24 protein-coding genes and 1 pseudogene are annotated in these 25,605 nt (G+C 43.4%); 16 read left to right on the top strand and 9 right to left on the bottom strand.

Annotated elements, in window-relative coordinates; genetic code table 11:
* Positions 1 to 134: 134 nt before the first annotated feature.
* Genes KW060_RS12585 through pcaF form a run of 5 tightly spaced genes read left to right on the top strand, consistent with a single transcriptional unit; the run spans position 135 to position 5,466 of the window.
* A complete protein-coding gene (locus KW060_RS12585) occupies positions 135 to 1,547 on the top strand; it encodes a hypothetical protein (protein ID WP_249035738.1) in 1,413 nt (470 codons plus the stop codon).
* Between the two features lie 27 nt (positions 1,548 to 1,574).
* Positions 1,575 to 2,285, top strand: coding sequence for a 3-oxoacid CoA-transferase subunit A (locus KW060_RS12580; protein ID WP_249035737.1), 711 nt, complete (start codon positions 1,575 to 1,577; stop codon positions 2,283 to 2,285).
* Positions 2,282 to 2,932, top strand: coding sequence for a 3-oxoacid CoA-transferase subunit B (locus KW060_RS12575; RefSeq protein WP_249035736.1), 651 nt, complete (start codon positions 2,282 to 2,284; stop codon positions 2,930 to 2,932). The genes KW060_RS12580 and KW060_RS12575 overlap by 4 nt, the downstream gene beginning before the upstream one ends.
* Positions 2,933 to 2,944: 12 nt before the next feature.
* On the top strand, positions 2,945 to 4,252 hold the full coding sequence (locus KW060_RS12570) for an aspartate aminotransferase family protein (protein WP_249035735.1): 1,308 nt from the start codon (positions 2,945 to 2,947) through the stop codon (positions 4,250 to 4,252).
* A gap of 14 nt (positions 4,253 to 4,266) precedes the next feature.
* Complete coding sequence (pcaF, locus tag KW060_RS12565) at positions 4,267 to 5,466, top strand: 3-oxoadipyl-CoA thiolase (protein WP_249035734.1); 1,200 nt, start codon at positions 4,267 to 4,269, stop codon at positions 5,464 to 5,466.
* Positions 5,467 to 5,491: 25 nt separating this feature from the next.
* On the opposite strand, the gene KW060_RS12560 is transcribed toward pcaF, so the two are convergent.
* Positions 5,492 to 5,959, bottom strand: a complete 468-nt coding sequence (locus KW060_RS12560; protein WP_249035733.1) for a hypothetical protein — start codon at positions 5,957 to 5,959, stop codon at positions 5,492 to 5,494.
* A gap of 111 nt (positions 5,960 to 6,070) precedes the next feature.
* Here KW060_RS12560 and KW060_RS15975 point away from each other — a divergent pair.
* Positions 6,071 to 6,214 (top strand): annotated as a pseudogene (locus tag KW060_RS15975) (aspartate aminotransferase family protein); the annotation flags it as partial.
* Between the two features lie 42 nt (positions 6,215 to 6,256).
* Here KW060_RS15975 and KW060_RS12555 read toward each other — a convergent pair.
* From KW060_RS12555 to KW060_RS12545, 3 genes are all read right to left on the bottom strand, one after another.
* On the bottom strand, positions 6,257 to 6,742 hold the full coding sequence (locus KW060_RS12555; protein ID WP_249035732.1) for an Lrp/AsnC family transcriptional regulator: 486 nt from the start codon (positions 6,740 to 6,742) through the stop codon (positions 6,257 to 6,259).
* A gap of 76 nt (positions 6,743 to 6,818) precedes the next feature.
* Positions 6,819 to 7,289, bottom strand: a complete 471-nt coding sequence (locus KW060_RS12550) for a hypothetical protein (RefSeq protein WP_249035731.1) — start codon at positions 7,287 to 7,289, stop codon at positions 6,819 to 6,821.
* Positions 7,290 to 7,694: 405 nt separating this feature from the next.
* Positions 7,695 to 8,885: a cystathionine gamma-synthase family protein gene (locus KW060_RS12545; RefSeq protein WP_249035730.1), complete on the bottom strand. Its 1,191-nt coding sequence runs from the start codon at positions 8,883 to 8,885 to the stop codon at positions 7,695 to 7,697.
* Between the two features lie 205 nt (positions 8,886 to 9,090).
* On the opposite strand from KW060_RS12545, the gene KW060_RS12540 reads away from it, so the two are divergent.
* Positions 9,091 to 10,314, top strand: coding sequence for an aromatic amino acid transporter (locus KW060_RS12540; protein WP_249035729.1), 1,224 nt, complete (start codon positions 9,091 to 9,093; stop codon positions 10,312 to 10,314).
* Here the strand turns inward: KW060_RS12540 and KW060_RS12535 are convergent.
* Positions 10,311 to 11,249 carry a LysR substrate-binding domain-containing protein gene (locus tag KW060_RS12535; protein ID WP_249035728.1) on the bottom strand — a complete coding sequence of 313 codons (939 nt, stop codon included), beginning with the start codon at positions 11,247 to 11,249 and terminating at the stop codon, positions 10,311 to 10,313. The genes KW060_RS12540 and KW060_RS12535 overlap by 4 nt on opposite strands.
* A gap of 104 nt (positions 11,250 to 11,353) precedes the next feature.
* Here KW060_RS12535 and KW060_RS12530 point away from each other — a divergent pair, with 104 nt between their 5' ends.
* From KW060_RS12530 to KW060_RS12515, 4 genes are read left to right on the top strand one after another with little or no spacing between them, the layout of a single operon-like run.
* Positions 11,354 to 12,814 carry a 2-hydroxymuconic semialdehyde dehydrogenase gene (locus tag KW060_RS12530; protein WP_249035727.1) on the top strand — a complete coding sequence of 487 codons (1,461 nt, stop codon included), beginning with the start codon at positions 11,354 to 11,356 and terminating at the stop codon, positions 12,812 to 12,814.
* A gap of 10 nt (positions 12,815 to 12,824) precedes the next feature.
* Positions 12,825 to 13,238 carry a RidA family protein gene (locus KW060_RS12525; RefSeq protein WP_249035726.1) on the top strand — a complete coding sequence of 138 codons (414 nt, stop codon included), beginning with the start codon at positions 12,825 to 12,827 and terminating at the stop codon, positions 13,236 to 13,238.
* Positions 13,239 to 13,240: 2 nt separating this feature from the next.
* The gene (locus KW060_RS12520; protein ID WP_249035725.1) at positions 13,241 to 13,807 is read left to right on the top strand and encodes a 3-hydroxyanthranilate 3,4-dioxygenase; all 567 of its coding nucleotides are present in this window, start codon (positions 13,241 to 13,243) and stop codon (positions 13,805 to 13,807) included.
* A gap of 2 nt (positions 13,808 to 13,809) precedes the next feature.
* Entirely contained in the window at positions 13,810 to 14,817 is a 1,008-nt protein-coding gene (locus KW060_RS12515; protein ID WP_249035724.1) for an amidohydrolase family protein, read from the top strand.
* Here KW060_RS12515 and KW060_RS12510 read toward each other — a convergent pair.
* On the bottom strand, positions 14,804 to 15,241 hold the full coding sequence (locus tag KW060_RS12510; RefSeq protein ID WP_249035723.1) for an OsmC family protein: 438 nt from the start codon (positions 15,239 to 15,241) through the stop codon (positions 14,804 to 14,806). The genes KW060_RS12515 and KW060_RS12510 overlap by 14 nt on opposite strands.
* 200 nt (positions 15,242 to 15,441) lie before the next feature.
* On the opposite strand from KW060_RS12510, the gene KW060_RS12505 reads away from it, so the two are divergent.
* On the top strand, positions 15,442 to 16,593 hold the full coding sequence (locus KW060_RS12505; RefSeq protein ID WP_249035722.1) for an efflux RND transporter periplasmic adaptor subunit: 1,152 nt from the start codon (positions 15,442 to 15,444) through the stop codon (positions 16,591 to 16,593).
* A gap of 21 nt (positions 16,594 to 16,614) precedes the next feature.
* Positions 16,615 to 19,722: an efflux RND transporter permease subunit gene (locus KW060_RS12500; RefSeq protein ID WP_249035721.1), complete on the top strand. Its 3,108-nt coding sequence runs from the start codon at positions 16,615 to 16,617 to the stop codon at positions 19,720 to 19,722.
* 15 nt (positions 19,723 to 19,737) lie between these two features.
* On the opposite strand, the gene KW060_RS12495 is transcribed toward KW060_RS12500, so the two are convergent.
* Entirely contained in the window at positions 19,738 to 21,288 is a 1,551-nt protein-coding gene (locus KW060_RS12495; RefSeq protein ID WP_249035720.1) for a serine hydrolase, read from the bottom strand.
* A 142-nt stretch (positions 21,289 to 21,430) separates the two neighbouring features.
* Between KW060_RS12495 and KW060_RS12490 the strand changes: the two genes are divergently transcribed.
* Positions 21,431 to 21,886 carry a nuclear transport factor 2 family protein gene (locus tag KW060_RS12490; protein WP_249035719.1) on the top strand — a complete coding sequence of 152 codons (456 nt, stop codon included), beginning with the start codon at positions 21,431 to 21,433 and terminating at the stop codon, positions 21,884 to 21,886.
* Position 21,887: 1 nt separating this feature from the next.
* Here KW060_RS12490 and KW060_RS12485 read toward each other — a convergent pair whose 3' ends face one another.
* A complete protein-coding gene (locus tag KW060_RS12485) occupies positions 21,888 to 22,340 on the bottom strand; it encodes an SRPBCC family protein (RefSeq protein WP_249035718.1) in 453 nt (150 codons plus the stop codon).
* A 3-nt stretch (positions 22,341 to 22,343) separates the two neighbouring features.
* The gene (gene gnd, locus KW060_RS12480; RefSeq protein ID WP_249035717.1) at positions 22,344 to 23,264 is read right to left on the bottom strand and encodes a phosphogluconate dehydrogenase (NAD(+)-dependent, decarboxylating); all 921 of its coding nucleotides are present in this window, start codon (positions 23,262 to 23,264) and stop codon (positions 22,344 to 22,346) included.
* A gap of 201 nt (positions 23,265 to 23,465) precedes the next feature.
* Here gnd and KW060_RS12475 point away from each other — a divergent pair, with 201 nt between their 5' ends.
* The gene (locus KW060_RS12475) at positions 23,466 to 24,623 is read left to right on the top strand and encodes an aminotransferase class I/II-fold pyridoxal phosphate-dependent enzyme (protein ID WP_249035716.1); all 1,158 of its coding nucleotides are present in this window, start codon (positions 23,466 to 23,468) and stop codon (positions 24,621 to 24,623) included.
* Between the two features lie 2 nt (positions 24,624 to 24,625).
* Complete coding sequence (locus KW060_RS12470; RefSeq protein WP_249035715.1) at positions 24,626 to 25,597, top strand: phosphotransferase; 972 nt, start codon at positions 24,626 to 24,628, stop codon at positions 25,595 to 25,597.
* The last annotated feature ends 8 nt before the right edge of the window (positions 25,598 to 25,605 follow it).

Genomic DNA, 25,605 nt, shown 5'->3' with positions numbered 1-25,605 from the left:
CCAACTTTGGCTTGTCCATATCCAGATATTTTTGTAATTTACGGCAAATTTTAATTTTGAGCAATATGTTGAAATGAGTTTTAGTCATAAAAGTTGCATTTCAATTCGTCTAAACAGCCGTGGAGGGCATTATTATGAACGTACAAGCAAAAGTTAGAAAGAAGCATATCCCAACTGAGAAAGAAGCAGATTTTCTGTCAAAAGTTCAGAATGCTAAATATGACCGTCAAATCGTAACAGGTCTTCAAAAATTCATGGACGGTAAAGTCGATGATGATATGAAGGATTTCTATACTGAAGAAGAGCTTGCTGAAATCGCAGCACTTAAAGGCACAAACCGTGACATCGAAGCACGTATGCCAGTTAAAATGACACGTCATTATTTCGAGCGTGCACGCGTAAGCCCATCAGTACGTACACTTGTTAAAGCATCACCTGCTGAAACATTTGACCTTGCCGGTTCAGAAGATCCTGGTAAGCAAATGAGCTACAGCCCAGTTGAAGGTCTTATCCATAAATATGAATTAGGTCTTATTTATGTTGCGGGTACATGTTCAGCACACTGTCGTTTCTGTTACCGTGAAGAACTAATCGCGAAAAAAGAAATCGTTCGCGAAGATGGTTCAATCCAAGCTAAAGGTCTTGCACAAATTCCTGAGCTTGTTGAGTACATCAAAGAGCACAACAAAATCGTTGATGAAAACGGTGGCCGTCACCCTGAAACAGGTCGTGAGCGTCTACGTGAAATTCTTATGTCTGGTGGTGACCCAATGGTTCTTGCGAACAAAGGTATCGCATCATGGTGGGCAGCACTTTCAGAAGCAGGTATCGAAAGCATCCGTCTTGGTACTAAGGAACTTGCGTTCTTCCCAGACCGTTTTGATGACAGCTTCTTCCAAATGATGGATGATTTCCATGAAGCTTATCCTGAAACACGTCTACGTTTCATGATCCACTTCAACCATCCTGATGAGTTCCTAGATAAAGACGAAGACGGCAACTACATCCCTGTTGAAGGCGGTGGTCTTAAGTGGGTTGAGAGCACAGGCCGTGCCGTTAAAGAATTCGGCAAACGTGGTTTCGTAACACTTGATAACCAAGCACCAATCATCAAAAACATCAGTGATGACCCTGATGCGAAGCGTATCATGCAACGTGAACTTCGCCGTGCGAAAGTTGAAAACCATTACTTCTTCTGTGGTCGTGACATTGTTGGCCATAAAGCGTTTAACGTTCCAATCGAAGAGGCATGGAACATTCTTAATACTTCACAACGTGGTCTTTCTGGTGTTGAGGCGCATGCTCGTCTTTCAATCACTCACTATTACGGTAAGACAGAAGTTGTTGCAGTAACAAACGAGCCTATCCCTGGTGTTCCGCACGCTGAAAACGGCGTTGTGATCTTCAAGCTTCTTCGTTCTGCTGAAGATGCACCGAAGAAAGGTCAAGTTGCGATTGTTGGTCGTAACCCAGATGCGATCTGGTTCGATGATTATAAAGATCGCGTAATTAGTGATGAAGCAGGTCTATTCAGCATTAAAGCTTAATCCTATTCATCATAAGGACTATCGTTTATGATCAATAAACAAATAGATTCCGTTCATGAAGCGGTGGCAGACATCAAAGATGGTGCCACCGTTATGATCGGCGGGTTCGGTGAGGCAGGCAGCCCTATCGAACTTATTCATGCTCTCATCGATCAGGGCGCAAAAGACCTTACTGTGGTTAATAATAACACAGGTTCCGGTCACGTTGGCCTTGCAGCGCTTATCGAAAATAAGCGCGTTGCAAAGATGATCTGCTCTTTCCCGAAATCTGCGAACTCATTCGTTTTTCCTGAACTTTATACAGCAGGTAAAATTGAACTTGAGCTAGTGCCACAAGGCACACTCGCCGAGCGTATCCGTGCTGGTGGTGCAGGTGTTCCGGCATTCTTTACGGCAACATCCGTGGGTACACCACTTGCCGAAGGTAAAGAAGTTCGTAATTTCAATGGTCGTGATTATGTGATGGAAATGGGCTTAACGGCTGATTTCGCACTGATCAAATCATTAAAGGCAGACCGTCACGGCAACCTGATTTACAATAAAACGGCCCGTAATTTTGCACCGATCATGGCAATGGCCGCAAGCACAACAATTGTTCAAACAAAAGAATATGTTGAAGCAGGCGCAATTGATCCTGAAGTGGTTGTAACACCAGGTATTTTTGTAAATCGTATTGTTACTGTTGCTGATCCTGTTCATGAATCAGCACTTGTTGCAGCAGGGGAGAGTTACCCATGACTGAAGAAGTAATCGGTTGGGACCGTGAACAAATGGCGGAACGCGCAGCGCAGGATATTCCTGATGGTGCATATGTAAACCTCGGTATCGGTATTCCTGAAAAGGTTGTCCGTTATATCCCTGAGGGCCGCGAAGTAATTTATCATACGGAAAATGGACTTCTTGGTATGGGCGATGCCCCAGCAGAAGGTGACGAGGATCCGGAACTGATCAATGCTGGTAAAAAGCTTGTAACAGCAATCCCGGGTGCATCATATTTCCACCATGCGGATAGTTTTTCTATGATCCGTGGCAGCCACATTGATATTTGTGTGCTTGGCGCGATGCAGGTTGCGGAAAATGGCGATCTTGCGAACTGGTCAACTGGTAATCCAGATGCGATCCCGGCTGTGGGCGGCGCAATGGATCTTGTTGCTGGCGTAAAAACAATCAACGTGATTACCCAACATGTAACCAAAAAAGGTTATCCGAAATTGGTTGAAAATTGCACATTCCCGCTTACTGGTGTTGGCGTTGTAAAACGCATCTATTCCGATCTTGCGGTTATTGATGTAACACCAGAAGGGTTCAAACTTGTTGAACTGGCTCCGGGTGTTGATTTTGATTATGTGCAGGAACGCACAGGTGCAAAGCTTATCAAGGCTTAAAAGGAAAAAATAATGTCAAAAAGCTCTGAATTATATGAACGCGGCCTAAAGGTAATGCCTGGTGGTTGCAGCCGTAACACAATCCTGCGTAAACCACATCCATTATATGTGGACCATGCAGAAGGCTGTTTCGTAACCGATATCGAAGGCGTAACCCGCATCGATTTTGCCAATAATATGGCATCGCACATTCACGGTCATTCTCACCCGAAAATCGTTGAAGAAGTAAGCGCACAGCTTGCGAAAGGTACGGCATTCACACTTGGTACAGAAGCAGAGGTTCTTTATGCTGAGCATCTGGTTAACCGTTCAGATAGTTTTGAAAAGGTTCGTTTTGTTAACTCCGGAACCGAGGCCGTAATGGGATGTCTTAAAGCATCACGTGCTTTTACGGGCCGTCCAAAAATTGCAAAGGTTGAGGGTGCATACCACGGTCTTTATGACTATGCGGAAGTAAGTCAAACGGCAAACCCTTCCAACTGGGGTGATGAAGACCGTCCGACAAGTGTTCCTGTTGCACACGGAACACCGCAAGCGGCCCTTGATGACGTTGTGGTTATTCCGTTTAATGATCCAGAGCGCGCCATTAAAATCCTTGACGAAGAAGCAGACAACATTGCTTGTGTTCTTCTTGACTTGATGCCGCACCGTGTTGGTTTCTTACCTGCTGAAGAAGATTTCGTTCAGGCAATTTACGACTGGACACGTCGTAATGAAGCGCTACTTGTTTGTGACGAGGTTATTACCTTCCGTTCAAATTATGGCGGTGCGCAGGAATGGTATCCGAATATTAAGCCTGACCTTACTGCGATGGGTAAAATGATCGGTGGTGGTTTCCCTGTTGGTGCCTTTGCTGGTCGTGCGGATGTAATGGATGTGATGAACCCGCATGCGGATAATGTACTATTCCCGCATTCCGGTACATTTTCAGCAAACCCGATTACAATGACAGCGGGCCGTGTTGCCATGGAACTGTTTGATCGTGAAGCGGTTGACCGTCTTAACGGTGTAACTGAATATGCACGCCAGTCTGTTCGTGAAGCGATTAAAAACGCTGACGTTCCATGTTGTGTAACGGGCCGTGGTTCCGTATTCCGTATTCACATGAAGCCGGAAGTGCCAAACACATACCGTAAAGCATTTGTTACCAAAGAGGAAAGTGCCCTGATCAGCACACTGAACAATCACCTGTTTGATGAAGGTTTCATCATGGTGAACACATGTTCTGGTCTGCTTTCAACAGCACTGACCAATGCGGAAATCGACAAATTTGCAGAAGCCGTCGAGCGCAGCTTCAATAAAATGAAAAACCAGTTTTAAAGGTAAAAAGTAAAATGAAAAACGTCTTTATTTGTGATGCAATCCGTACACCCGTTGGTCGTTATGGTGGTGGTCTTGCCCCTGTACGTGCAGATGATCTTGCGGCAATTCCGTTAACGGCGCTAATGGAAAGAAATAAAGACGTTGACTGGGCAGCGGTTGATGATGCGATTTATGGCTGTGCCAATCAGGCAGGCGAAGACAACCGTAACGTTGGCCGTATGGCAACACTTCTTGCAGGGCTACCGCAGGAAGTTGCTGCAACAACCGTAAACCGCCTTTGTGGTTCTGGTCTTAATGCCATTGGTATTGCCGCCAACGCCATCGCGGTCGGTGAAGGTGATCTGATGATTGCGGGTGGCGTGGAAAGCATGTCACGCGCCCCATTCGTTATGGGTAAATCAGAAGGGCCATATGGCCGCGCACATAAGTTAGAAGATACGACAATGGGCTGGCGTTTTATCAATAAGAAACTTGATAAGATGTATGGCACAGATGTGATGCCAAAAACGGCAGAAAATCTTGCGGAAGAACATAACATCAGCCGCGAAGATCAGGACAAGTTCTCTTTCTGGAGCCAGAATAAAGCAGCCGCCGCAATTGAAGCGGGTTACACAGCAGATGAAATTTGTTCTGTTACGGTACCGCAACGACGTAAAGATCCGATTATCGTGGACCGCGATGAGCATCCACGTCAATCAAACCTTGAAAAAATGGCGAGCCTTCGCACAATTTTTGAAGGGGGCACAATCACAGCCGGTAACGCATCTGGAATTAACGACGGTGCCGCAGCGACATTGATCGCCACCGAAGAAGCCGCAAGCAAACACGGTTTAACGCCACGTGCCCGTATTCTGGGTTCTGCTGTTGCTGGTGTTGCACCGCGTACAATGGGTATTGGCCCAGTTCCAGCATCACAAAAATTGCTGGCACGTCTTGGCTTATCCCTTGATGACATGGATATTCTTGAGCTTAACGAGGCATTCGCCGCACAGGTTCTTGCTTGTACACGTACACTCGGTATTGCTGATGATGATCCGCGCATTAACCCGCAAGGCGGCGCAATCGCATTCGGTCACCCACTGGGTATGAGCGGTGTTCGCCTTGTAACAACCGCGGTCAATCAACTTGAACGCACTGGCGGCAAATACGCCCTCTGCACAATGTGCATCGGCGTCGGCCAAGGCATCGCCATGGTGATCGAACGCGTTTAGGTTTATTTAATTTAAAACTCAATTTTTATTTTGAAATTACGTTAGATTTTTTTTGCTCTATAAAGTCTAAAAGTAGATCAGTTATTCGTTGAGGAATTTGATGAACTTCAAAATTAGGATCGCATAAACCTAGTTGCACTTGGTTTGGTATATTGTCATTTTTTGCAAATATAAGCATGGGTTCGTTTTTTACAAAATTTTTACCCCAGAAACTTGTATTGGATGAATGGAGTATATTGATTTCTTGAGAGTTCTTTCCTTTATATAATTTATCAATTACAAAAGTTGTAATGCTCTTTTGTATAGTTATAGGATCTGTTTCATTAGCAGATTCATAGTATACAACTCTTGATGATGTCGCATATCCTTTAAAAATTACGTCATAATCATCAATTAATTCTTTATCATAAGTTATATTGCAACTTAATGCATACGAATTTGAAGAAGCTATTACAGAACAGAATAATATTAATAAATAGGCAGTAATCTTCAATTTAATCTCCAGAAAATGGAGGGAAACTTTGAACTAAAAAAATGTTAGAAATCTCCCCAATCAGAACTTTCAATTACTATAACATTTTTTCTTGAAAGCCAATAACTTCGTAGTTTGTGTAAGCGTGGTGTTATTACGCGGGCCATGCCACAAGGTGATATTCTTGGTTTTGCCCCACCATTATGCATTAGCGCCGCTGAAATCGATATTGTTGTTGCTGCTATGCAAGAAGCAATCAGTGAAGTGTGTGGATAAGTATAATTTAGTAAGCGGGATCAGGTTTGATCCCGCTTTTTCTTAATTATCCAGTAATGCGTTTATTTTAATTTGATTTGATGATTTAACGGTTTTGGTGACGATATAGGTAAAATAACGATCAATTCCGATATCAGCGTCCAGCATTTCATCAATTAGCTTTTGGTATAGATCAATATCTTTTGCGACGATGCGCAGGATGTAATCAATGCCCCCGCCCGTTGCGTAACAATCCACCACATGGTCCATTGATTGAACTGCTTCTTCGAAACGAATAAAATCATTCTTTGTATGGCTTTTTAGGCTGACTTCAACCATCACGGTCGAAAATGAAAAAAGCTTATCAAGAACGATATTGGCGCTATAGCTCGTGATGTATCCTTCATCTTCTAACCGTTGAAGACGTACCCAACATGGGGATGGGGAAAGGTTCACACGTTCCGCAAGATCGGTTTTGCTGATCCTGCCTTCGTTCTGCAGTACAGATAGAATTTTAAGATCAGTGGGATCGAGTGCGGTTAATGTCAAAATAGTGCCTGTAGTCTTAATTTACTTTAAGGATGCATATTACCTTAATTAATTTCGCGCGCAATAGTATGCATTATTATTTCCTAAAACTGATATTCGCAAACTGATCATTTTCAGGATTTGACTCCTTCAGTTTTTTGGCAAGTTCTTCTTCTATTTTCTCTTCTATTTTTTCTTTAATGATTTGCTCGATGCGTTGCTGGACTTCGGCTTCTAATGTTGCGTAATCCTCTTCGCTATATCCCATTGAACTAAGAACTTGTGCTCTAACCTCTGCTTCTAGCTTTTCTCTATTTACCTCTTCTGCCCAGTCAAGAAACCCTTTTGACATGATTTTTTCGGTTAAGGCATTCTGTGCTTCATTTCGCGCTTTAAGGCTAGCTTCATATGCATCCAGCGCTTCGGATGATATTTCGACCTTATCTTCAACAATGCGCGCAGCTCTGTTATTGTGAGCCTGCGTTTCTTGATTTGAAGTTTGGTTGCCTTGTAATGACGTTGCACCAATGGCGTTCGCTGGATATGTTTTATCTGGTATAATGATCATTTTTTCTTCCCAATATGTTTGCAGGAAAATAATGCAAGAAATATGCCACTTGAAAATGTGGAAAATGCTGGGAAGTATTTATAGATAAACAATAATTGCCTATGCAGAACATGCCGAAACGGCAAAATATGCTGAGATCAATGTTAGATGCAAACTCAGCTTAAATTTCCTAAGATAAATCGGAGTCGTTTTTACTCTGCGTCAGCCGCCGAAAAACATGGTTAATTCAGGGCTATTGATTTTAAAAGAGAATTGGAAACCATAAGCGGCGAAATTGAAAAATGGCTTATTTTATGGTATAATAAGCTATTCAGACAGGGACGTGGTTGGTTAGCCTGTTATTGTCTGAAAAACGGGAGAGCGCGAACCACGCCACGCTCTCCTTTTTATTTGTCTAAACGCTTTTTAAAGCGACTTCATTGCTTGTTCGAAATCGGCAATGATGTCATCAATATCTTCGATGCCTACTGAACAACGGATCAGACTTTCCGGAATGCCGAGTGCAGCGCGTTGCTCTTCTGTTAGTTCAACATGGCTTGCTGTACGGGGTGGCCCAAGAATTGTTTCAACACCACCAAGGTGCGCTGCGCGGTGCGCATATTTAACAGATGGCAGAAACTTACGAACGCTATCAAACCCGCCCTTAAGCGAGAAACTAAGCATACCTGTAAACCCACGCATTTGACCTTTTGCGATTTCATGACCCGGATCATTTTCAAGACCTGGATAGAAAACTTTTTCCACCTTATCGTGACCTTCAAGATATTTGGCAAGTGCAAGCGCATTTTCGTTTTGCTGTTTAACGCGTAGTTTTAATGTTTTAAGACCACGAAGAAGCAAATATGCTGAATTGGCGTCAAGTGATGCACCATTAATTTCACGGAAAGAATATGCTTTTTTAATCAGGTCTTCTTTACCACAAAGAATGCCGCCCATCGCATCAGAATGACCACCAAGGAATTTTGTCGCACTGTGCACCACAAGATCAGCACCAAGTGCAAGCGGGTTTTGGTTAATCGGTGTGGCAAATGTGTTATCAACAATAACAATCGCGCCTCTCTCTTTCCCGTAGGCAATCAAACGTTTTAGATCAAGAACCTTCATCGTCGGGTTTGTTGGTGTTTCCAGATAAAGTAGATCACAGCCTTTATCAACTTCTGCTTCGATCGCGTCCATGTCGGTTGTTTCAACAAGACTAACATCAACACCAAAACGCGGTAGATGTTCTAAGAATACAACGCTGGTGCCGCCATACGTATCTTTTGTTGATACTACGCGTTGTCCTGGTGATAAAAATGTGAATAAGGCGTTGCTGATCGCAGCCATTCCAGTTGAAAAACTTGTCGCGGCTTCCGCGCCCTCAAGGACGCGCATTTTTTCTTCAAAAACATCAACGGTCGGGTTGGTGTTACGGCTGTAAATGTGGCCTTCGCGTTTACCGGTCGCAACTTCAAACCATTCATCAACATCATCGTGGCTATATGAAACACTGTTCACGATCGGAACTTGTGCGCAGCCCTCCAAAAATGTTTTTTCTTCACCAGCCCAAACGGCCATTGTCGCCTGGTCGATGTTATCCCAATTTTTGTCTGTCATGTTTATAATCCAGTTATTAAAAATTAAATTCTTTTCATGTTTACTCGAAACATATATCGTATCCAGAAACATAAAACAAACATTACATGTAAAACATTATTCTTATTGAAGAAATGATGTTGTAATTATTATTAAGTTGTTGAAATTGTTGGGGTATTAGAGAAAAATTTCCTGAGAGATCGGGAGCGAAGAGGGAGAAAAATATATGTCAGAAGATAAAAATCCATCCGTCCTTGTGGGCACCGCAATTATTGCGGGTGCTACTGTTGGTGCGGGGATGTTCTCTCTTCCGATTATTACGTCAGGAATGTGGTTCACATGGTCTATAATAGCCTTGGTGGTTAGTTGGTATTTATTGTATCAATCCGGCCTTATGGTGGTGGAAACCAACCTCAATTATCCGCGTGGTTCCAGTTATGATACTTTTGTAAAAGATACTCTCGGCCCCAAATGGAATTTGTTTAACGGCATCACGTTTGCCTTTGTTTTATATGTGCTTACCTATGCCTATATCAGTGGGGGTGGTTCAATCGTAAGTCATACGCTTGAAGCATCGATTGGGTTAAACTTGCCACCGGTTGTTGCAGGTCTGACGTTCGCGTTTGGGCTTGCCTTTATTGTTTGGTTAAGTACCGCAATGGTAGGGCGCATAAATGCGATTATTGTTGGCGGTATGTCGATTACATTTTTGCTTTCGATGGGTGAATTTACTACACGAATTCAATTGCCTGTTTTGCTTGATAATAAAGCGGAATATATTCCATTTATTTTCGCAGCCCTACCTTATTTTCTGGCGTCATATGGTTATCACGCAGCTATCCCGAGCGTGATGAAATATTACGGTAAAAAGCCTGATTTAATCAGAAAAAGCGTACTTTACGGATCACTGTTTTCAATGGTTGTTTATGCGCTTTGGTTAATGGTGACACAAGGTAATATCGGCCGCGAAGAATTTAAACCGATCATCGCAAGCGGTGGAAATATTGGCGATATTGTTGGTGCGCTTAATAATGTTGCTGAAAGCGCAAATCTTTCTGCGCTTGTAAACGCCTTTGCCAATATGGCTGTTGTATCAAGTTTCCTTGGCGTGTCACTGGGGTTATTTGATTTTATTGCGGACAAATTTAAATTCAGTGATGATGGCATGGGCCGATTAAAAACGGCGGCGATTACATTTATTCCGCCGACAATTGGTGGTGTATTTTTCCCAAATGGTTTTCTTTATGCCATTGGCTTGGTTGGCCTGTTTGGAATGGTTATGGCAACGCTTATGCCCGCGCTTTGTGTACGGGCAAGTCGCAAGAAATTTGAAAATAAAGATTTCAGAGCTGGTAGCGATAAACTGATTAATGTGATCCTTGTTTATACAGCGTTTCTGGCCATTTGCTTCATTGCTGCCGCAGCAGGGTTATTGCCAAAATTCGGTTAAATATCGCTTATTTCATTGGCAACCTGTTTTAAGGTTTCAATGAAATAATTAACTGCGGTTGAGGGGGTATAATCCGAACGGTAACTGATACCAACAGCGCTGGTTGCAGCATCAAATGTGATTGGTAATTTTATCAGATCGTTATTATTTTCCACCACGTGATTTGGCATCGCAGCAATCATATCCGTTTCAGCCAGCAATGTGAAATTGGTTAGAATAGAAATGGATTCAATGGATTGGAGCGGTGGTTCAAGTCCGGCATTTCTAAATTCGCTTTCAATCTGGCGTCTTAATGATGTGGATGGCGGCGGTAAAATCCAGTCATATTCTTTTAAATCGGAAAATGAAATGTTTTTATGATCCGCTAATGGGTGATCTTTTCTTGAAACGATGGATATGGGTTCATCATAAATAATATCTTGTTTTAAACCCTCACGTTCACGAAATTCCGGAAGTCTTCCCACGACCACATCAATATCACCTGTGCGTAAGGCAGGCATCAATTTATCATTGGTGCCTTCGATTATGGTGACGGTGATGTTGGGACGTTCTTCTTTTAATTTTAAAACGCTCTGTGGGATCAGGGTCGGTGACGCGGCCAGTAAAGTGCCTACATTAATGTGTCCGGTGATCCCTTGTGAAATCGATGTAATTTCTTCGCTGATTTGTTTGACCTGACTTAGCATAAATTTGGCGTGCTTGATGGCCACTTCGCCGTAAAGTGTTGGTGTAACACCACGGGAAGATCTTTCGAATAAAGGCACATTCATTATATCTTCAAGTTCACGAATGCTCTTGGTCGCGGCCGGTTGCGCAATATTTAATTCTTTGGATGCTTTTAAGATATTTCTATGGTGATCCACGGCAACAAGCAGCCGTAATTGTCTAAATTTCAACCTGTATAAAAGATGATGTTCTAATTGCGCAGCGGTCATAACGTTATATTCAAATTATTATAATTAAGGTTCATATTGTTATTATTAGTTTATATGTTTAATCTGTATTATTCAATAAACCAAACAATTTTTCGGAGCCTCTATTGTCCAATTCACCAATATATAAAAACTATATCGACGGCGTATTTGTCGATAATGGTAATTATTTTGATGATATCAGCCCCATTGACGGATCATTGGTCGCAAGGGTTTCAGAAGCGGATAAATCACTGGTGGATCAGGCGGTTCTTGCAGCCAAAAATGCCATGAATGGAAAATGGGGCAAAATGAGTGTCGCCGAACGCTGTGATATGCTTGACCGCGTTGCGGCAGAGATTGAGCGACGTTTTGATGATTTTGTCGCTGCTGAAATCGCTGATACTGGAAAGGCGCATGCGCAGGTTAAAAATATCGATATTCCCCGTGGCGGTGCTAATTTTAGATTTTTTGCAAACCTTGCTCGTGAACAAGGTGAGAAAAGCTGGCAAATGGATACACCCGATGGATTGGGCGCGACCAATAAAATTTTGAGTAAGCCAATTGGTGTGGTTGCGGTTATTTCGCCGTGGAATTTACCGCTTCTATTGATGACATGGAAAGTGGCGCCTGCGCTCGCCGCTGGAAATGCGGTGATTGTTAAGCCATCCGAAGAAACGCCGGGAACAGCAACATTGCTTGCAGAAGTAATGGATGCGGTTGGTATGCCAAAAGGTGTGTTTAATCTTGTGCATGGATTTGGCCCGGGATCAGCAGGGGAATTTATGGTTACGCATCCACATGTTGATGCGGTCACATTCACCGGTGAAAGCAAAACCGGTACCGCCATCATGAAAAATGCGGCGGATGGATTAAAGCCCGTATCATTTGAACTTGGGGGTAAAAATGCAGCCATTGTTTTTAAAGATGCGGATTTTGATAAGGCCGTTTCTGGAACCATCAGGTCGGCATTTGCCAATTGCGGTCAAGTATGCCTTTGTTCGGAACGTGTATATGTAGAACGTGAAATTTTTGATGAATTTGTATCGGCGCTTAAAGAAAAGGCAGAAGCTTTAAAAATCGGTAGACCAGAGGATAACGCCGACATGGGGCCACTTATTTCTGTGGGACACCGTGAAAAGGTGCTTTCGTATTTTAAGCTAGCGATTGAAGAAGGGGCGAATGTGGTCACCGGTGGTGAAGTGCCGCATTTCGGTGATGACCGTGATCAGGGTGCCTTTATCAACCCAACCATATGGACGGGGTTATCAGATGACGCCAGATGCATGAATGAAGAAATATTTGGCCCTGTTTGTCATATTATGCCCTTTGATCATGAAGACGAAGTAATCCATAAAGCAAACGACACTGATTATGGTTTAGCCGCTGCAATCTGGACAACAGATTTGGAAAAGGCCGAACGTGTCGCGAGGCAGATGGAAGTAGGAATATGTTGGGTGAATGACTGGTTTTTGCGTGATTTGCGCACCCCATTTGGCGGCGTAAAATTATCGGGTATTGGTCGAGAGGGTGGTATTCATAGCCTTGAATTTTATTCGGAACCCTTAACTATTTGCATGAAACATTAGGAACTAAGCCATGAGCGGAAAAATAATTGACGGTAAAGCAAAGCCCCTTGGTGCCTATCCCCATTATAAACGGGCTGGCGATTTTATTTTTGTTTCCGGCACCAGTTCAAGACGCGAAGATAACAGCCATGAGGGCGTTGAAATTGATGCTGATGGCAATGTTACATTGGATATCAAGGCACAAACACACGGTGTTATCAAAAATATTGAAAGCACATTAAAAGCCGCGGGCGCAGAATTGTCGGATTTGGTGGAAATCAGTACTTATCTAATCAGTATGGATGATTTCGCAGGATATAATCAGGTTTACGGCGAATATTTTAATGCTGAAACAGGCCCGTCCAGAACCACGATTGCCGTAAGTGAATTACCGCATCCGCATCTGTTAATCGAAATTAAGGCCGTTGCCTATAAGAAGGGATAAACATGCCAGTACATCCAAAATTAAAACCATTTAATTTTCAAAAATGGATTGATGAGAATGAGCATCTGTTAAAGCCACCAGTGGCCAACAAAATGCTGCATGATGAAACATCAGGTATGATCGTTATGGTGGTTGGTGGCCCCAACACCCGTGTTGATTTTCATGATGATCCGGTTGAAGAATGGTTTTATCAGGTCAAAGGCGACATGATGCTAAAAATCGCGGAAAATGGTGAAATTTATGATGTGCCAATTCGCGAAGGCGAGGTGTTTTTATTGCCACCCCATACAATTCATGCGCCGCAACGCCCACAAGAAGGATCAATCGGCCTTGTGATCGAAGCCCCAAGATACGAAGGAATGATGGAAGGGTTCGAATGGTACTGTTTTAATTGCGGTGAAAAAGTACACCGTGTTGAAGTGTCATTAGTTGACCCAAGCATGATCGTAACAGCACTGCCAAAGGTCTATCAGGATTATCATGATGATATAAAGGCACGTACCTGTAAAAATTGCGGTGAATTACACCCTGGAAAAGGAAAACCGCCGGAAGGATGGGTTAAGCTTTAATCATGACTGCATCCACCAGAGTAATAGACATTCATTCACATTTTTATCCGGATAACATTGCGGATATGGAAACGCGCTTTGGCTCGGGCGAATGGCCGGGGTTTCGAAAAGTTTCTGATGAAAAAGGAATGATTACCTTTAAAGGAAAAGATTTTAGGCCCATTTATGATGCCTGTTGGTCCGCATCCCGCCGTATTGAAGAAATGGATAAATATGGCGTAGATGTTCAGATTATGTGCGCGACACCAATTCTTTTTGCCTATGCAAAACCGGCGAAACAATCGCTGGAATGTGCGCGCTTCATGAATGATGCTGCCCTTGAAATGTGTTCATATGATAGTGCCCGGTTAAAAGCCATGTGTCAGGTTCCTCTACAGGATATTGATCTTGCTTGCGCGGAAGTCAGTCGCGCGATGGAAAGTGGTCATATCGGGGTACAAATTGGCAATCATGTTGGTGATAAAAACCTTGATGACGAAGGATTGATCACGTTTCTTCATCATTGTGCTGATATTGGCGCGCCTGTATTGATCCACCCTTGGGATATGATGGCACCGGAACGAATGCCAAAATATATGCTGCAATGGTTGGTGGCGATGCCTGCGGAAACGCAGCTTTCAATTCTGTCGCTGATACTATCTGGCGCTTTTGAAAGATTGCCAAAAAGCTTGAAACTATGTTTTGCTCATGGCGGTGGCAGTTTTGCTTATCTTATGGGACGTGTTGATAATGCATGGCGCGAACGTGATATCGTCAGGAAAGACTGCCCGAATTTGCCGTCCAGTTATTGTGACCGTTTTTATGTGGATAGCGCAGTGTTCAGTGATGACGCCCTTGATTTGTTGGTAAAATGCAGTGGCACAGAACGGGTCATGTTCGGAACTGATTATCCGTTCCCGCTTGGTGAAATTGATATGGGCGCATTGGTGCGCAACCATCCTGATTTGGATGATACGCAGAAATCAGCAATACTTGGTGGAAACGCGGAAAAATTCTTTAAACTAGATTAGAATTAATCACCACTTCATTCATAATTGTACGTTGAACCGGGCATTTTTCGGCAATGGCAAAAATGCGCCTTCTTTCATCGTCTGTCAGATCACCGGAAATGCTGATCTCTGTATCGATAATATCCACGAGGCCCTTTGTGGTTTCGCATTTCTCGCAATCTTTTGCATGGATCCGATAATGATTTAATGTCACATCAACATGTTCCAGCTTAAATCCCTTATGCGCCGCATACATGCGCATGGTCATGGATTTACAGGCACCAAGGGCGGATAAAAGATAATCATATGGATTTGGGCCAAGATCATCGCCGCCGAGTTCAGTGGGTTCATCGGCAATCAATACATGTCCTGAGCTTGTTACGATTTTATTGGTGAATTTCCCGGCACCGGATTCAGAAATTGTGACGCTTGTTTTATCAGCCATGTTATTCCTTAATAATATTGAAAATTATTTATGATTTTACGTTAGTCATCTTAATTACATAAGACAATAAATTTAAAAGCCAATAGCCGGAATGTCACATTTATGTGAATAGTGTGATCACTGATTTACTTTTGTTGTTCGGGATATTAATAAGTGCTATATTGATCAGTTAATCCTAATAATGAATAAGGGAAAAACCCGTGTCCAGAAAAAATCAAATCATTGCCATTTCCGTTATCATCATTGCGGGTTTAGGTTGGTATTTTATGAAAAATAATGCGGCTGCACCAGGCGGTGGAATGCCAATGGGTATGGGGCAAATGCCGCCACCGGCCGTTTCTGTATTACAAATTAATACTGAAACCATCAACCGTGAAGAAATTCTTCCAGGTCGTGTCGCTGCCTTTAGGCAAGCGGAAATCAGACCGCAAGTTGAAGGTATCATTACCGAGCGCCTTTTTGAAGAAGGGGCGGCTGTTGAACGCGGTCAGGCGCTTTACCAAATTGATGATACGCCATACCGTGCGGCCCTTGCCAGCGCGAATGCTGATCTAGTGAGCGCAGAAGCAAACTTAAGAGCCGCTACAGCAAAAGAAGCAAGATTTAAAGAGCTGATCAAAACAAATGCGGTCAGTGGACAAGCTTATGATGATGTAAAAGCGGAACTTGACCGCGCTACAGCAAATATTGCAGTGGCAAAAGCAAACATCGAAGTTGCACAAGTAAACTTGAACTACACGAAAGTATATGCGCCGATTTCCGGACGTATTGGCCGCACAATGGTGACGGAAGGTGCGCTTGTGACAACAAACCAAAGCGACAGCCTGACACAAATTACCCAGCTTGACCCGATATATATCGACATCAGCCAACCGGGTAATGACGCACTTCGTTTAAGAAGCGAAATGAGCAATGGTAACGATCTTCCGGTTCAAGTGGTATTGGATAATGCTGCGGGCGTTAGTTATGAAGAACAAGGCGTTCTGAAATTTTCTGATGTAGTTGTGGAAGAGAGCACCGGATCAGTAGGTCTTCGGGCACTAATGCCAAATAAATCGCAATTATTGCTGCCGGGGCTGTTTGTTCGTGTGAAAATCGAACTTGGCGAACAAGACGCGCTTCTCGTGCCGCAACGCGCAACCACCAGAAACCCGGACGGTACATTAACAGTATGGACTATTGACGCAAATAATCAGGTAAGCCCAAAAATGATTACCGTAAGCGGTGCGCATGGCGATCAATGGATTGTATCATCCGGCCTAAATTCCGGTGACACAATCGTGATTGAAGGGTATCAGAAAATCGGACCGGGAATGACAGTGATGCCATCCCCATGGTCACCTTCATCGTAATAAAGGGTATAGGAAAATATAATGGCTCGATTTTTTATTGAACGACCAGTCTTTGCATGGGTGATAGCGATTATCATTATGCTTGCGGGTGTCCTGTCTATTCGTGGACTACCTATTGAATTATACCCGAAAGTGGCGCCGCCAACGGTTTCAATTATGGCGATGTATCCCGGTGCATCGGCAGAAACGATTGAAAATTCGGTCACGCAGGTGATCGAACAGAAACTAGTGGGAATTGATAACCTGCGTTATTTCTCGTCACAAAGTATGGACGGGATGTCAACGATTACATTGACATTTGAACCAAACGCGGACCCGGATATTGCACAAGTGCAAACCCAGAATAAGGTGCAAGGGGCCGTGCCGCAATTGCCATCGGAAGTACAGGCACTTGGTCTTACGGTTGCAAAGGCAACACGAAATTTCATGATGGTTGTCGGACTTTATTCAGAAGATGAAAATATCGGGCAGCAAGAAATCGGTGACATGATCGTTACCACATTTCAGGATCAGCTTTCCCGTGTGAACGGTGTCGGCAGCGTTCAGGTTTTTGGTTTCCAGAACGCGATGCGCATTTGGTTAAACCCTGAAAAACTGCTTAGTTATAACCTGACACCGCTTGATGTTCAAAATGCCGTTAGAATTCAAAATACGGACCTTTCAGCAGGACAAATCGGTGCCCTTCCTGCAGTTCAGGGACAACAATTAAATGCAGTTATTAATGCGCAATCACGTTTACAAACAACCGAAGAATTTGAACGTATTATATTACGTGTGAATTCCGATGGATCACAGGTTCGCCTACGTGATGTGGCCCGTGTTGAATTGGGTTCTGAAGAATACGGTATGGTTGCTCGTTATAAACGCCGCCCGGCAAGTGGTATGGCTGTAAGTCTTGCTTCAGGTGCCAATGCGCTTGATACGGCGGAACGTGTAAAGGCAAGGGTCGAAGAGCTTGCAGAGTTTTTACCGGAAGGTGTTAAAGTAATTTATCCGTTTGATACGACACCGTTCATTGAATTATCCATTCAATCTGTTGTCATGACATTGTTCGAAGCCGTTGGACTTGTGTTCCTTGTTATGTTCCTGTTCTTGCAAAATATTCGTGCAACCATGATCCCGACGATTGCGGTGCCGATTGTGTTGCTTGGAACGTTTGCCATTCTTTCGATGTTTGGATATTCGATCAACACACTAACCATGTTTGCGATGGTGCTTGCCATTGGTTTGTTGGTGGATGATGCCATCGTTGTGGTGGAAAACGTCGAACGGATCATGAGCGAAGAAGATCTTTCCCCGAAAGAAGCCACGAAAAAATCCATGGATCAAATTACCAGTGCCTTGATTGGTATTGCGGTCGTGCTTTCAGCGGTGTTTGTGCCGATGGCATTTTTTGGCGGTTCGGCCGGTGTGATTTATAAACAGTTCTCAATCACGATTGTATCCGCGATGGCGCTTTCGGTGGTTGTGGCAATTGTGCTTTCACCATCACTATGTGCCACTTTCCTGAAACAGGAAAAGCATGGTGAACGCCGATCGACATCGGGCTTCTTTGGTGCGTTTAATACACATTTTAACCGCATCCGTACTTTTTATCAGGAAAGTACGTCATATATGGTACGTCGTACGGCGCGCTTCACATCCATTTATGTGATCTTGATTTCCGGTATGCTTTATATCTTTAGCACGCTACCAACATCATTCTTGCCGAATGAAGATCAAGGCATGATGATGATGATGGTCAATGCCCCGTCCGGTGCAACGGCGGAAAGAACACTTGAAAGTGTCTATCAGATCGAAGATTTCTTCCTTGATCAACAAGCACATAATGTTGATCACTTATTTACGGTGGTTGGTTTCAGTTTTGCTGGCGCCGCGCAAAATGCGGGTATGGGTTTTATCGGATTAAAGGATTGGGATGAGCGTACACGCGAAGATCAATCTGTCTTTTCCATATTCGGGCAAGCCATGGGTGCCTTCTCACAGATTAAAGATGCTTTTGCCTTTGCGTTTTATCCACCCCCAATTCAGGAACTTGGTAACGCATCAGGATTTGATTTCCAAATCGTCGACCGGGCAGGGCAAGGTCATGATGCGTTGATGCAGGCAAGGAACCAATTACTTGGTGCAGCGGCACAAAACCCGCTACTTTTCGGGGTGCGTCCATTGGGACTTGATGATGTGCCGCAGCTTAAAATCGATATCGATAGTGAAAAGGCATCTGCCCTTGGTATTTCACTGAATGACATTAATAGAACATTACAAATCGCCTGGGGTTCTAGCTACGCAAATGATTTTGTTGATCAGGGTCGTATCAAGAAAGTGTACCTGCAAGGGGATGCTGAGTTCCGCATGATGCCGGAAGATGTTTATGATTGGTATGTGCGAAACGATATGGGCGAAATGGTACCGTTTAATAACTTTTCAACGGTGGAATGGGAATTTGGCCCATCGAAACTGGAACGTTTTAACGGAACAAGTTCACTGAATATTCAAGGTTCACCTGCACCGGGTATTAGTACCGGTGTCGCCATGGTGGAAATTGAAAAAATCGTTGATACATTACCTGATGGTTTTGGTATTGAATGGTCCGGCATGTCTTACGAAGAACGTCTGACTGGGTCACAAGCACCACTTCTTTACGGTATTTCGGTACTTGTTGTTTTCCTTTGTCTTGCGGCGCTTTATGAAAGCTGGGCTGTGCCATTTGCGGTACTTCTTGTTGTGCCGCTTGGTGTGCTTGGTGCCGTGATTGGCAGTAAGGTATTCGGTATGGCAAATGATGTTTACTTCCAAGTGGCATTGTTAACAACAGTGGGGCTTGCGTCCAAGAACGCAATTCTGATTGTTGGGTTTGCTAAAGAAATGTATGAAGACGGCATGTCGATACTTGAGGCAACAGCACTGGCTGCGCGTCAGCGTTTCCGTCCGATTATCATGACATCGATGGCATTTATGCTTGGTGTGACACCGCTTGCGCTTGCAACAGGTGCCGGATCAGGAAGTCAAAATGCAATCGGCGTTGCGGTGATGGGCGGTATGTTCGCCGCCACATTCCTTGCGATTTTCTTTGTGCCGATGTTTTACATTTTCGTACAACGATTATTCAGAAGCAAATTTGAAAGCTAATTATTTCAATCTTAATTACTGGACCCTTTTGGGGTCCAGATGCTGAAAATCAAATGAGAAGTCCGTTAATGGGGAAACGGGCTTCATTTTTATGCCGTTGATGTTTCCTTCCGGGCTTGTTTCAAATGTGACGTAGGCATCAGCCTCTAACGTGCGGTCATACCACCTTGCGATGAAGGTGTTGTTTTGGAAATACTCTAACGGTCCGGTAAGCAGTTCACTGCGACCGAATGCGATTTCTAGGTTGTCACCGTTTAAGCGTACTTCAATATCGCCATACCAAGCATCATGATAAGTGCCAACATAATTGTCGGTTGGTTGCGAAGGTGTGCCGCCGGATGATTTTGGTGCTGCTTTTGCCATCACTTCTTCAGCACGTTTTCTGGCTTCTTGCTGGTATTCTTTAAAGGCGGTAATCCAGTCCCCATTATCAAGACCAAGATAAGCGTCCAAAATTTCATGGGAAACGGAAACCATTGGCCCGCCATTCATGCTATTGGTAAATACCATCACCGCCATTTCCTGTTCCGGAAGCAAGTTGGTGTATGTCACCATACCCACAAGGCCGCCTGTATGACGCACACGTAATTCACCGCCTGCGTCTGATAAAATCCACCCTAGTCCGTATGCGGAAAAATGTTCATCAAATTCACCGCGTTTTATAGCAGATCCACGCATCATGGTTACGGGGGACCAGATTTCCTTATGACGGTCTTCGCTATAAAGTGCGGTGCCGTCTTTCATTTTGCCTTCATTAAGCTGTAATGCGATCCATTTGGCATGATCATTTAAGGAACAATTGATGGAACCAGCAGCCGTCATTGGTTCGCCGCTTTGCCAATATGTTTTTGTAATCTTACCATCAACGGGGATGTGCGGCGCAGCGGATGGTGCATCGGATGGCAACCTTTCCCGCATGGAACGGCAGCTTGTCATGTTTAAGGGCTTGAAAATATGTTCTTCAATATATTCTTCCCACGGCTGTCCGGAAACGCGGGTTACGACCTCACCCGCAACAATATAAAGCAGATTGTCATAATCATATTTACTTCTGAAACTGGAAACCGGTTTTAAATGTTGAAGCGCGTTGATGATATCTGCACGGCTTGCGGTACTATTTGGGAACATCAATAAATCGCCCGCGCCAAGATCAAGACCGCTTCTGTGGGTGAGCAGATCACGAATGGTAAATTCACGGGTGGCATATGGGTCATATAATCTAAATTCGGGGATATGGTCGATTACCTTATCATCCCAATCAAGTTTTCCTTGATCTTTTAACATTGCAAGGGCGCCGACGGTATATGCTTTTGTATGTGATGCGATGCCAAAAACGGTGTCTGGGGTAATTTTTGCGCCTGTTTCAACATCCGCAATGCCATATCCTTTTGCAAATATCAGCTCGCCGTCTTTTAATATACCAACGGACATACCCGGTGTTTCAAATGTTTCAAGGGCACGTTCTGCTATTTCATCAATTTCATTTTCGCTTATTGGCATATCGGCAGCAAGCGATGTGCTGGCGCTTAAAAGTAAGGCAAGTGATAAACAGGTATTTTTGATCATGATATTTTCCCGCAAGATTTTTGTTTTCTTTAGATCATACACACAATGAATTGGAATAAAATGTCTTTTTATAATCTGCTATCTGTTCTTGTCAGCGTGGAAAACCAGATATATGCTGTGGTGCAACAAAAAGGGAAACGTCATGAAGAAAATAATCATAGCCATCACAGTAATGTTAATGCCGTTTACAGCATTCGCAGACGGTAGCATAACAGAAAAAGCAGCTGTTCATAAAGTATTGGATCAGGTTTTTGATGCCATGCGTGCGGGGGATGCGGACACCTTAAGGAACCTTTTGTTGCCGGATGCGAGCCTTGATAGAATTACACCAGGTAAAACTGTTAACAGAAGCGATTCATCAGGCTGGATTGGCTGGGTAGAAACACTTGAACCGGGTGAGGCTGATGAGCAAATTTTTGATGTAAAAATCCATGTGGAAGGACCACTTGCTGTGGCATGGGCACCATTTACAATTGCGCTAAATGGAAAGCTTACATCATGTGGTGTTAATCAATTTACGTTAGTAAAACATGGCGAAGAGTGGAAAGTGGCGTATCTGATTGACACACACACACCGGAAAAATGTTTGCCACAATAAGTTAAAATTTATCCTCGACGACATTTAACTTAATGCCGTGCTCAAGATAAGCTTTCGCGGCGGCGACTACCAGATGAAAGCCGCCGTTTGAATCAAGTGCTTTAGCCATTTTTTCGTCGTCAGTCCCCTTGAACCCCTTGTTAATCATGGTGACAAGGGTTGTACCGTCATCACGGCCAGCGAATGTCCATTCGAGACGGGATAAATCATCACCGTCACCCCATGTCATGTGGATTTTTTCGCCATCAATGAATTCTGTCACACGGACAGGTACACAAAAACCATACATGGTCCAGCACCATTCAACGTTGGCACCCAGGGCAAGTGGTCCAGTGCTTTTATCAAACCAAAATCTGGTAATCTGATCCGGATTAACAAAGGCTTCAAATACGACATCCACAGGTTTGCGGATACGTAATTCTGCTTTTGCGACCGGATCAAGATTTAATGACATTTGCTATTCTTTCTTTACGCTATGCCCGCCAAATTGATTGCGAAGCGCGGATACAACCTGTCCAGTATAGCTTGGATTGCCTTGTGAATCGATACGGAATTGAAGTGATCCTTCAATGACAGGTACAGGGATATTTTTAACATCGCCTGACTTCGTGACGCAATTTTTGGCTTCTTCAACGGTCCAAAGCCCTTCGCCACTATGGGAAACTTCGCCAGAAATGGCGTCCAGTTCCACACCTTCTTCGTCGTATGCCTTTTGAAGCCATCCTGTAAGACGGGATTCAATCACGCTGCCTGTGTTATAGATGCGTGATACTTCTTTAAGATCCAAACCAAATTGGGATTCTTTTAACACTTCAAATCCTTCGCCGATGGCTTGCATCATGCCGTATTCAATACCGTTATGGATCATTTTTACATAATGACCAGCACCGCATTCACCCATATAAGCATAACCATCTTCAATGCTTAGGTCTTTGAATAGCTGTTCATATTTATCAAATTTATCACGGGCACCGCCGATCATCATACAGGCTCCATTACGCGCACCAGCAGGGCCACCACTTGTGCCCACATCCATAAAGACAAGACCTTTTTCTTTAAGTTCTGCACCGCGACGCATGGTTTCTTTGAAATTGGAATTACCACCATCCATAATGGTGTCGCCTTCGTTTAATATACCGCTTAGGTCCGCGATGACATTATCGACAACATTATGTGGCACCATGATCCAGATAAATTTTTCGCCTGGCAGTTTGTCTTTAAATTCTTCCAAGTTGCTTACGATTTCTGCACCAGCTACTTTGGCTTCGTTACAGGCATCTTCGTTTGGGTCAGTGGCAACCACTTCGTGACCTTTTTCAAGCAATAATTTGACCATGCCAAGGCCCATTTTGCCCAAGCCAATATATCCGATTTTCATGATTTAAATAATTCCCTGTTATATGAACATCTCTTCCCCTCTTTATAGCGGATTCTATTCAAAAATGAAGTAGTTTTAACAAGCTATTCAAGCATAATTTGTATTTTTTCGTTATTCCTGAATATATGTGATCTTGTTGCTGGACTTTGGTCAATTCTTTCTGCAAGATGCATTCAATATTTATGATTTTAGGGAGCTGAAATGCACTTACTAGATAACCCGATCAGATCAGATCAATTGCTTGAAAAAACATTTGATATCGACCACCGTTTTTATGCCTCGTCATCAGAACCGCTTGATCTTCAGGAACTCATCAACTGGACCATTGAAAATGGTGATCAGGAACTGGTTGATTTGATGCATGATCATTCACTTGGTTATGCGGATAACGGTGGCAGTCAGGATATCCGTGCGGAAATTGCGACCCTTTATGATGATAGCATCACGGAAGATAATATCGTAATTTTCCCGGGTGCACAAACCGGTATGACATTAACAGCACTTGCGATGATCCATGATGGCGATCATGCGATTGTTGTGACACCAAGTTACCAATCTCTTGAGGAAGGGATTAAATATGCGGGCGGTGATGTTACACGTATTGGTCTTACACCAGAAGATAACTGGCAAGTGAATGTGGACGCGGTTAAGGCCGCGATCAGATCAAACACAAAATATCTGGTGTTTAATGATCCGCATAACCCGTCTGGCTCGCTTATGAAGCCGGAAATCAAAAGCGAACTAGTCAAATTGGCTGAAGAACACGGCTTTCATGTTTTCTCAGACGAGGTTTATAGACTGCTTGAAATTAATCCGGATGATAGATCGGCATCTGTTGCGGAAATGACCAAAAATGGCCTTGCGCTTGGGACGATGGCGAAACCGTGGGGCGCTGGTGGATGCTGTGTTGGTTGGGTTGCTTGTCAGGATATAGATGTCATCAGAAAATTACAAAAAGCACAGCATTTATTTGCCGTCTGTGTGTCAAGAACTGGTGAAATTCAGGCGCGTATGGTTATTCGTGCCAGCGATAAAATCATTGAACGAAACATGAATATCATCAATGAAAATCTGGTATTACTTGATCAATTTTTTGATGAATATAGTGACCTTTTTGAATGGATGCGTCCCGAAGCAAGCGGCACGGGTTTTGTGAAATTTAAAGGACCGATGACATCAAATGAACTGGCGGAAGAATTACTTGAAGTCGGTATTTTGGTGTTCCCGTCATATATTTTTGATTGCGATGAAAGCCAGAAACAATATTTCCGTATCGGCTTTAGCCGCAAAACAATGCCGGCTGCCCTTGATGCATTTAAAACTTTTGTAGATGAGCGAAAAGAAAGTTGGAAGTCATAATTATGAAAGAAATTATTCCAAATTTCAGCGATGAAAAAATTGCGAGCATTGCGAAAGAACATTATGGTCTTGAAGGGTCGGTAACCGCTCTCGTGTCATATGAAGACCAAAATGCGCTTATTAAAACGGGTAATGGCAAATTTGTATTAAAAATTTCCAATACCAAATGGCCGAAAACATTCATTCAAACGCAAATTAATGTGCTTGAGCATCTTAAAGTTAAGGCTCCCCATCTTGCCTTTCCAAGTACGGTTGCAACACTGAGCGAGGAAGAATTGATCGAAGTTGACGGCTTTTACGTTCGTCTTCAAACCTTTCTTGAGGGGGAAATTTACACCAATATGCCAAAGAGTGAAACGCTCTATGCTGATCTAGGGCGTTTTTTGGGGCAGCTTTCACAAGCGCTTTGTTCATTTAATCCGGAACATCATGAAGGGTCGGACCCGCTTTGGAAGCTGGACCGTGTGATTGATTGTAAGCCATATGTAAAATATGTGGCCGATGATGAAACACGTGACCGGATGAATCGAATTTTTGACGCGTATGAAGAAAAAGTGCTTCCTAAATTACCCAAATTACGTAAGGCGATTATCCATAGCGATGCCAATGAACAAAACTTTCTTGTATTAAAAGAAAAACCAGACCAGATTTATGGTCTGATTGATTTTGGCGAACTTCAACATGCATCACAAATCAATGAACTGGCGATTACGCTTGCTTACTGCTTGATGGGTGAGGATGACATTGAAATGGCATCCAAGGCATTGGTTGATGGATATGACAAGGAATTTAAAATCCTTGATGAAGAGCGTGAGATTTTATTTTACCTGATGGCGATGCGTGTCATCGTGTCGGTCACTATGTCAGCTTATAACGCGAGTTTGCAACCGGATAATGAATATCTGTTGGTGACGCAAAAACCGGGTATCGAGCTTTTAAAGCGAATGGAAGAATTAAAATTTATTGATATTTAGAAAGCGGA

It is taken from the genome of Pseudemcibacter aquimaris (assembly GCF_028869115.1).
Lineage (GTDB): Bacteria > Pseudomonadota > Alphaproteobacteria > Sphingomonadales > Emcibacteraceae > Pseudemcibacter > Pseudemcibacter aquimaris.
This window is presented reverse-complemented; position numbering and strand designations above follow the sequence as displayed.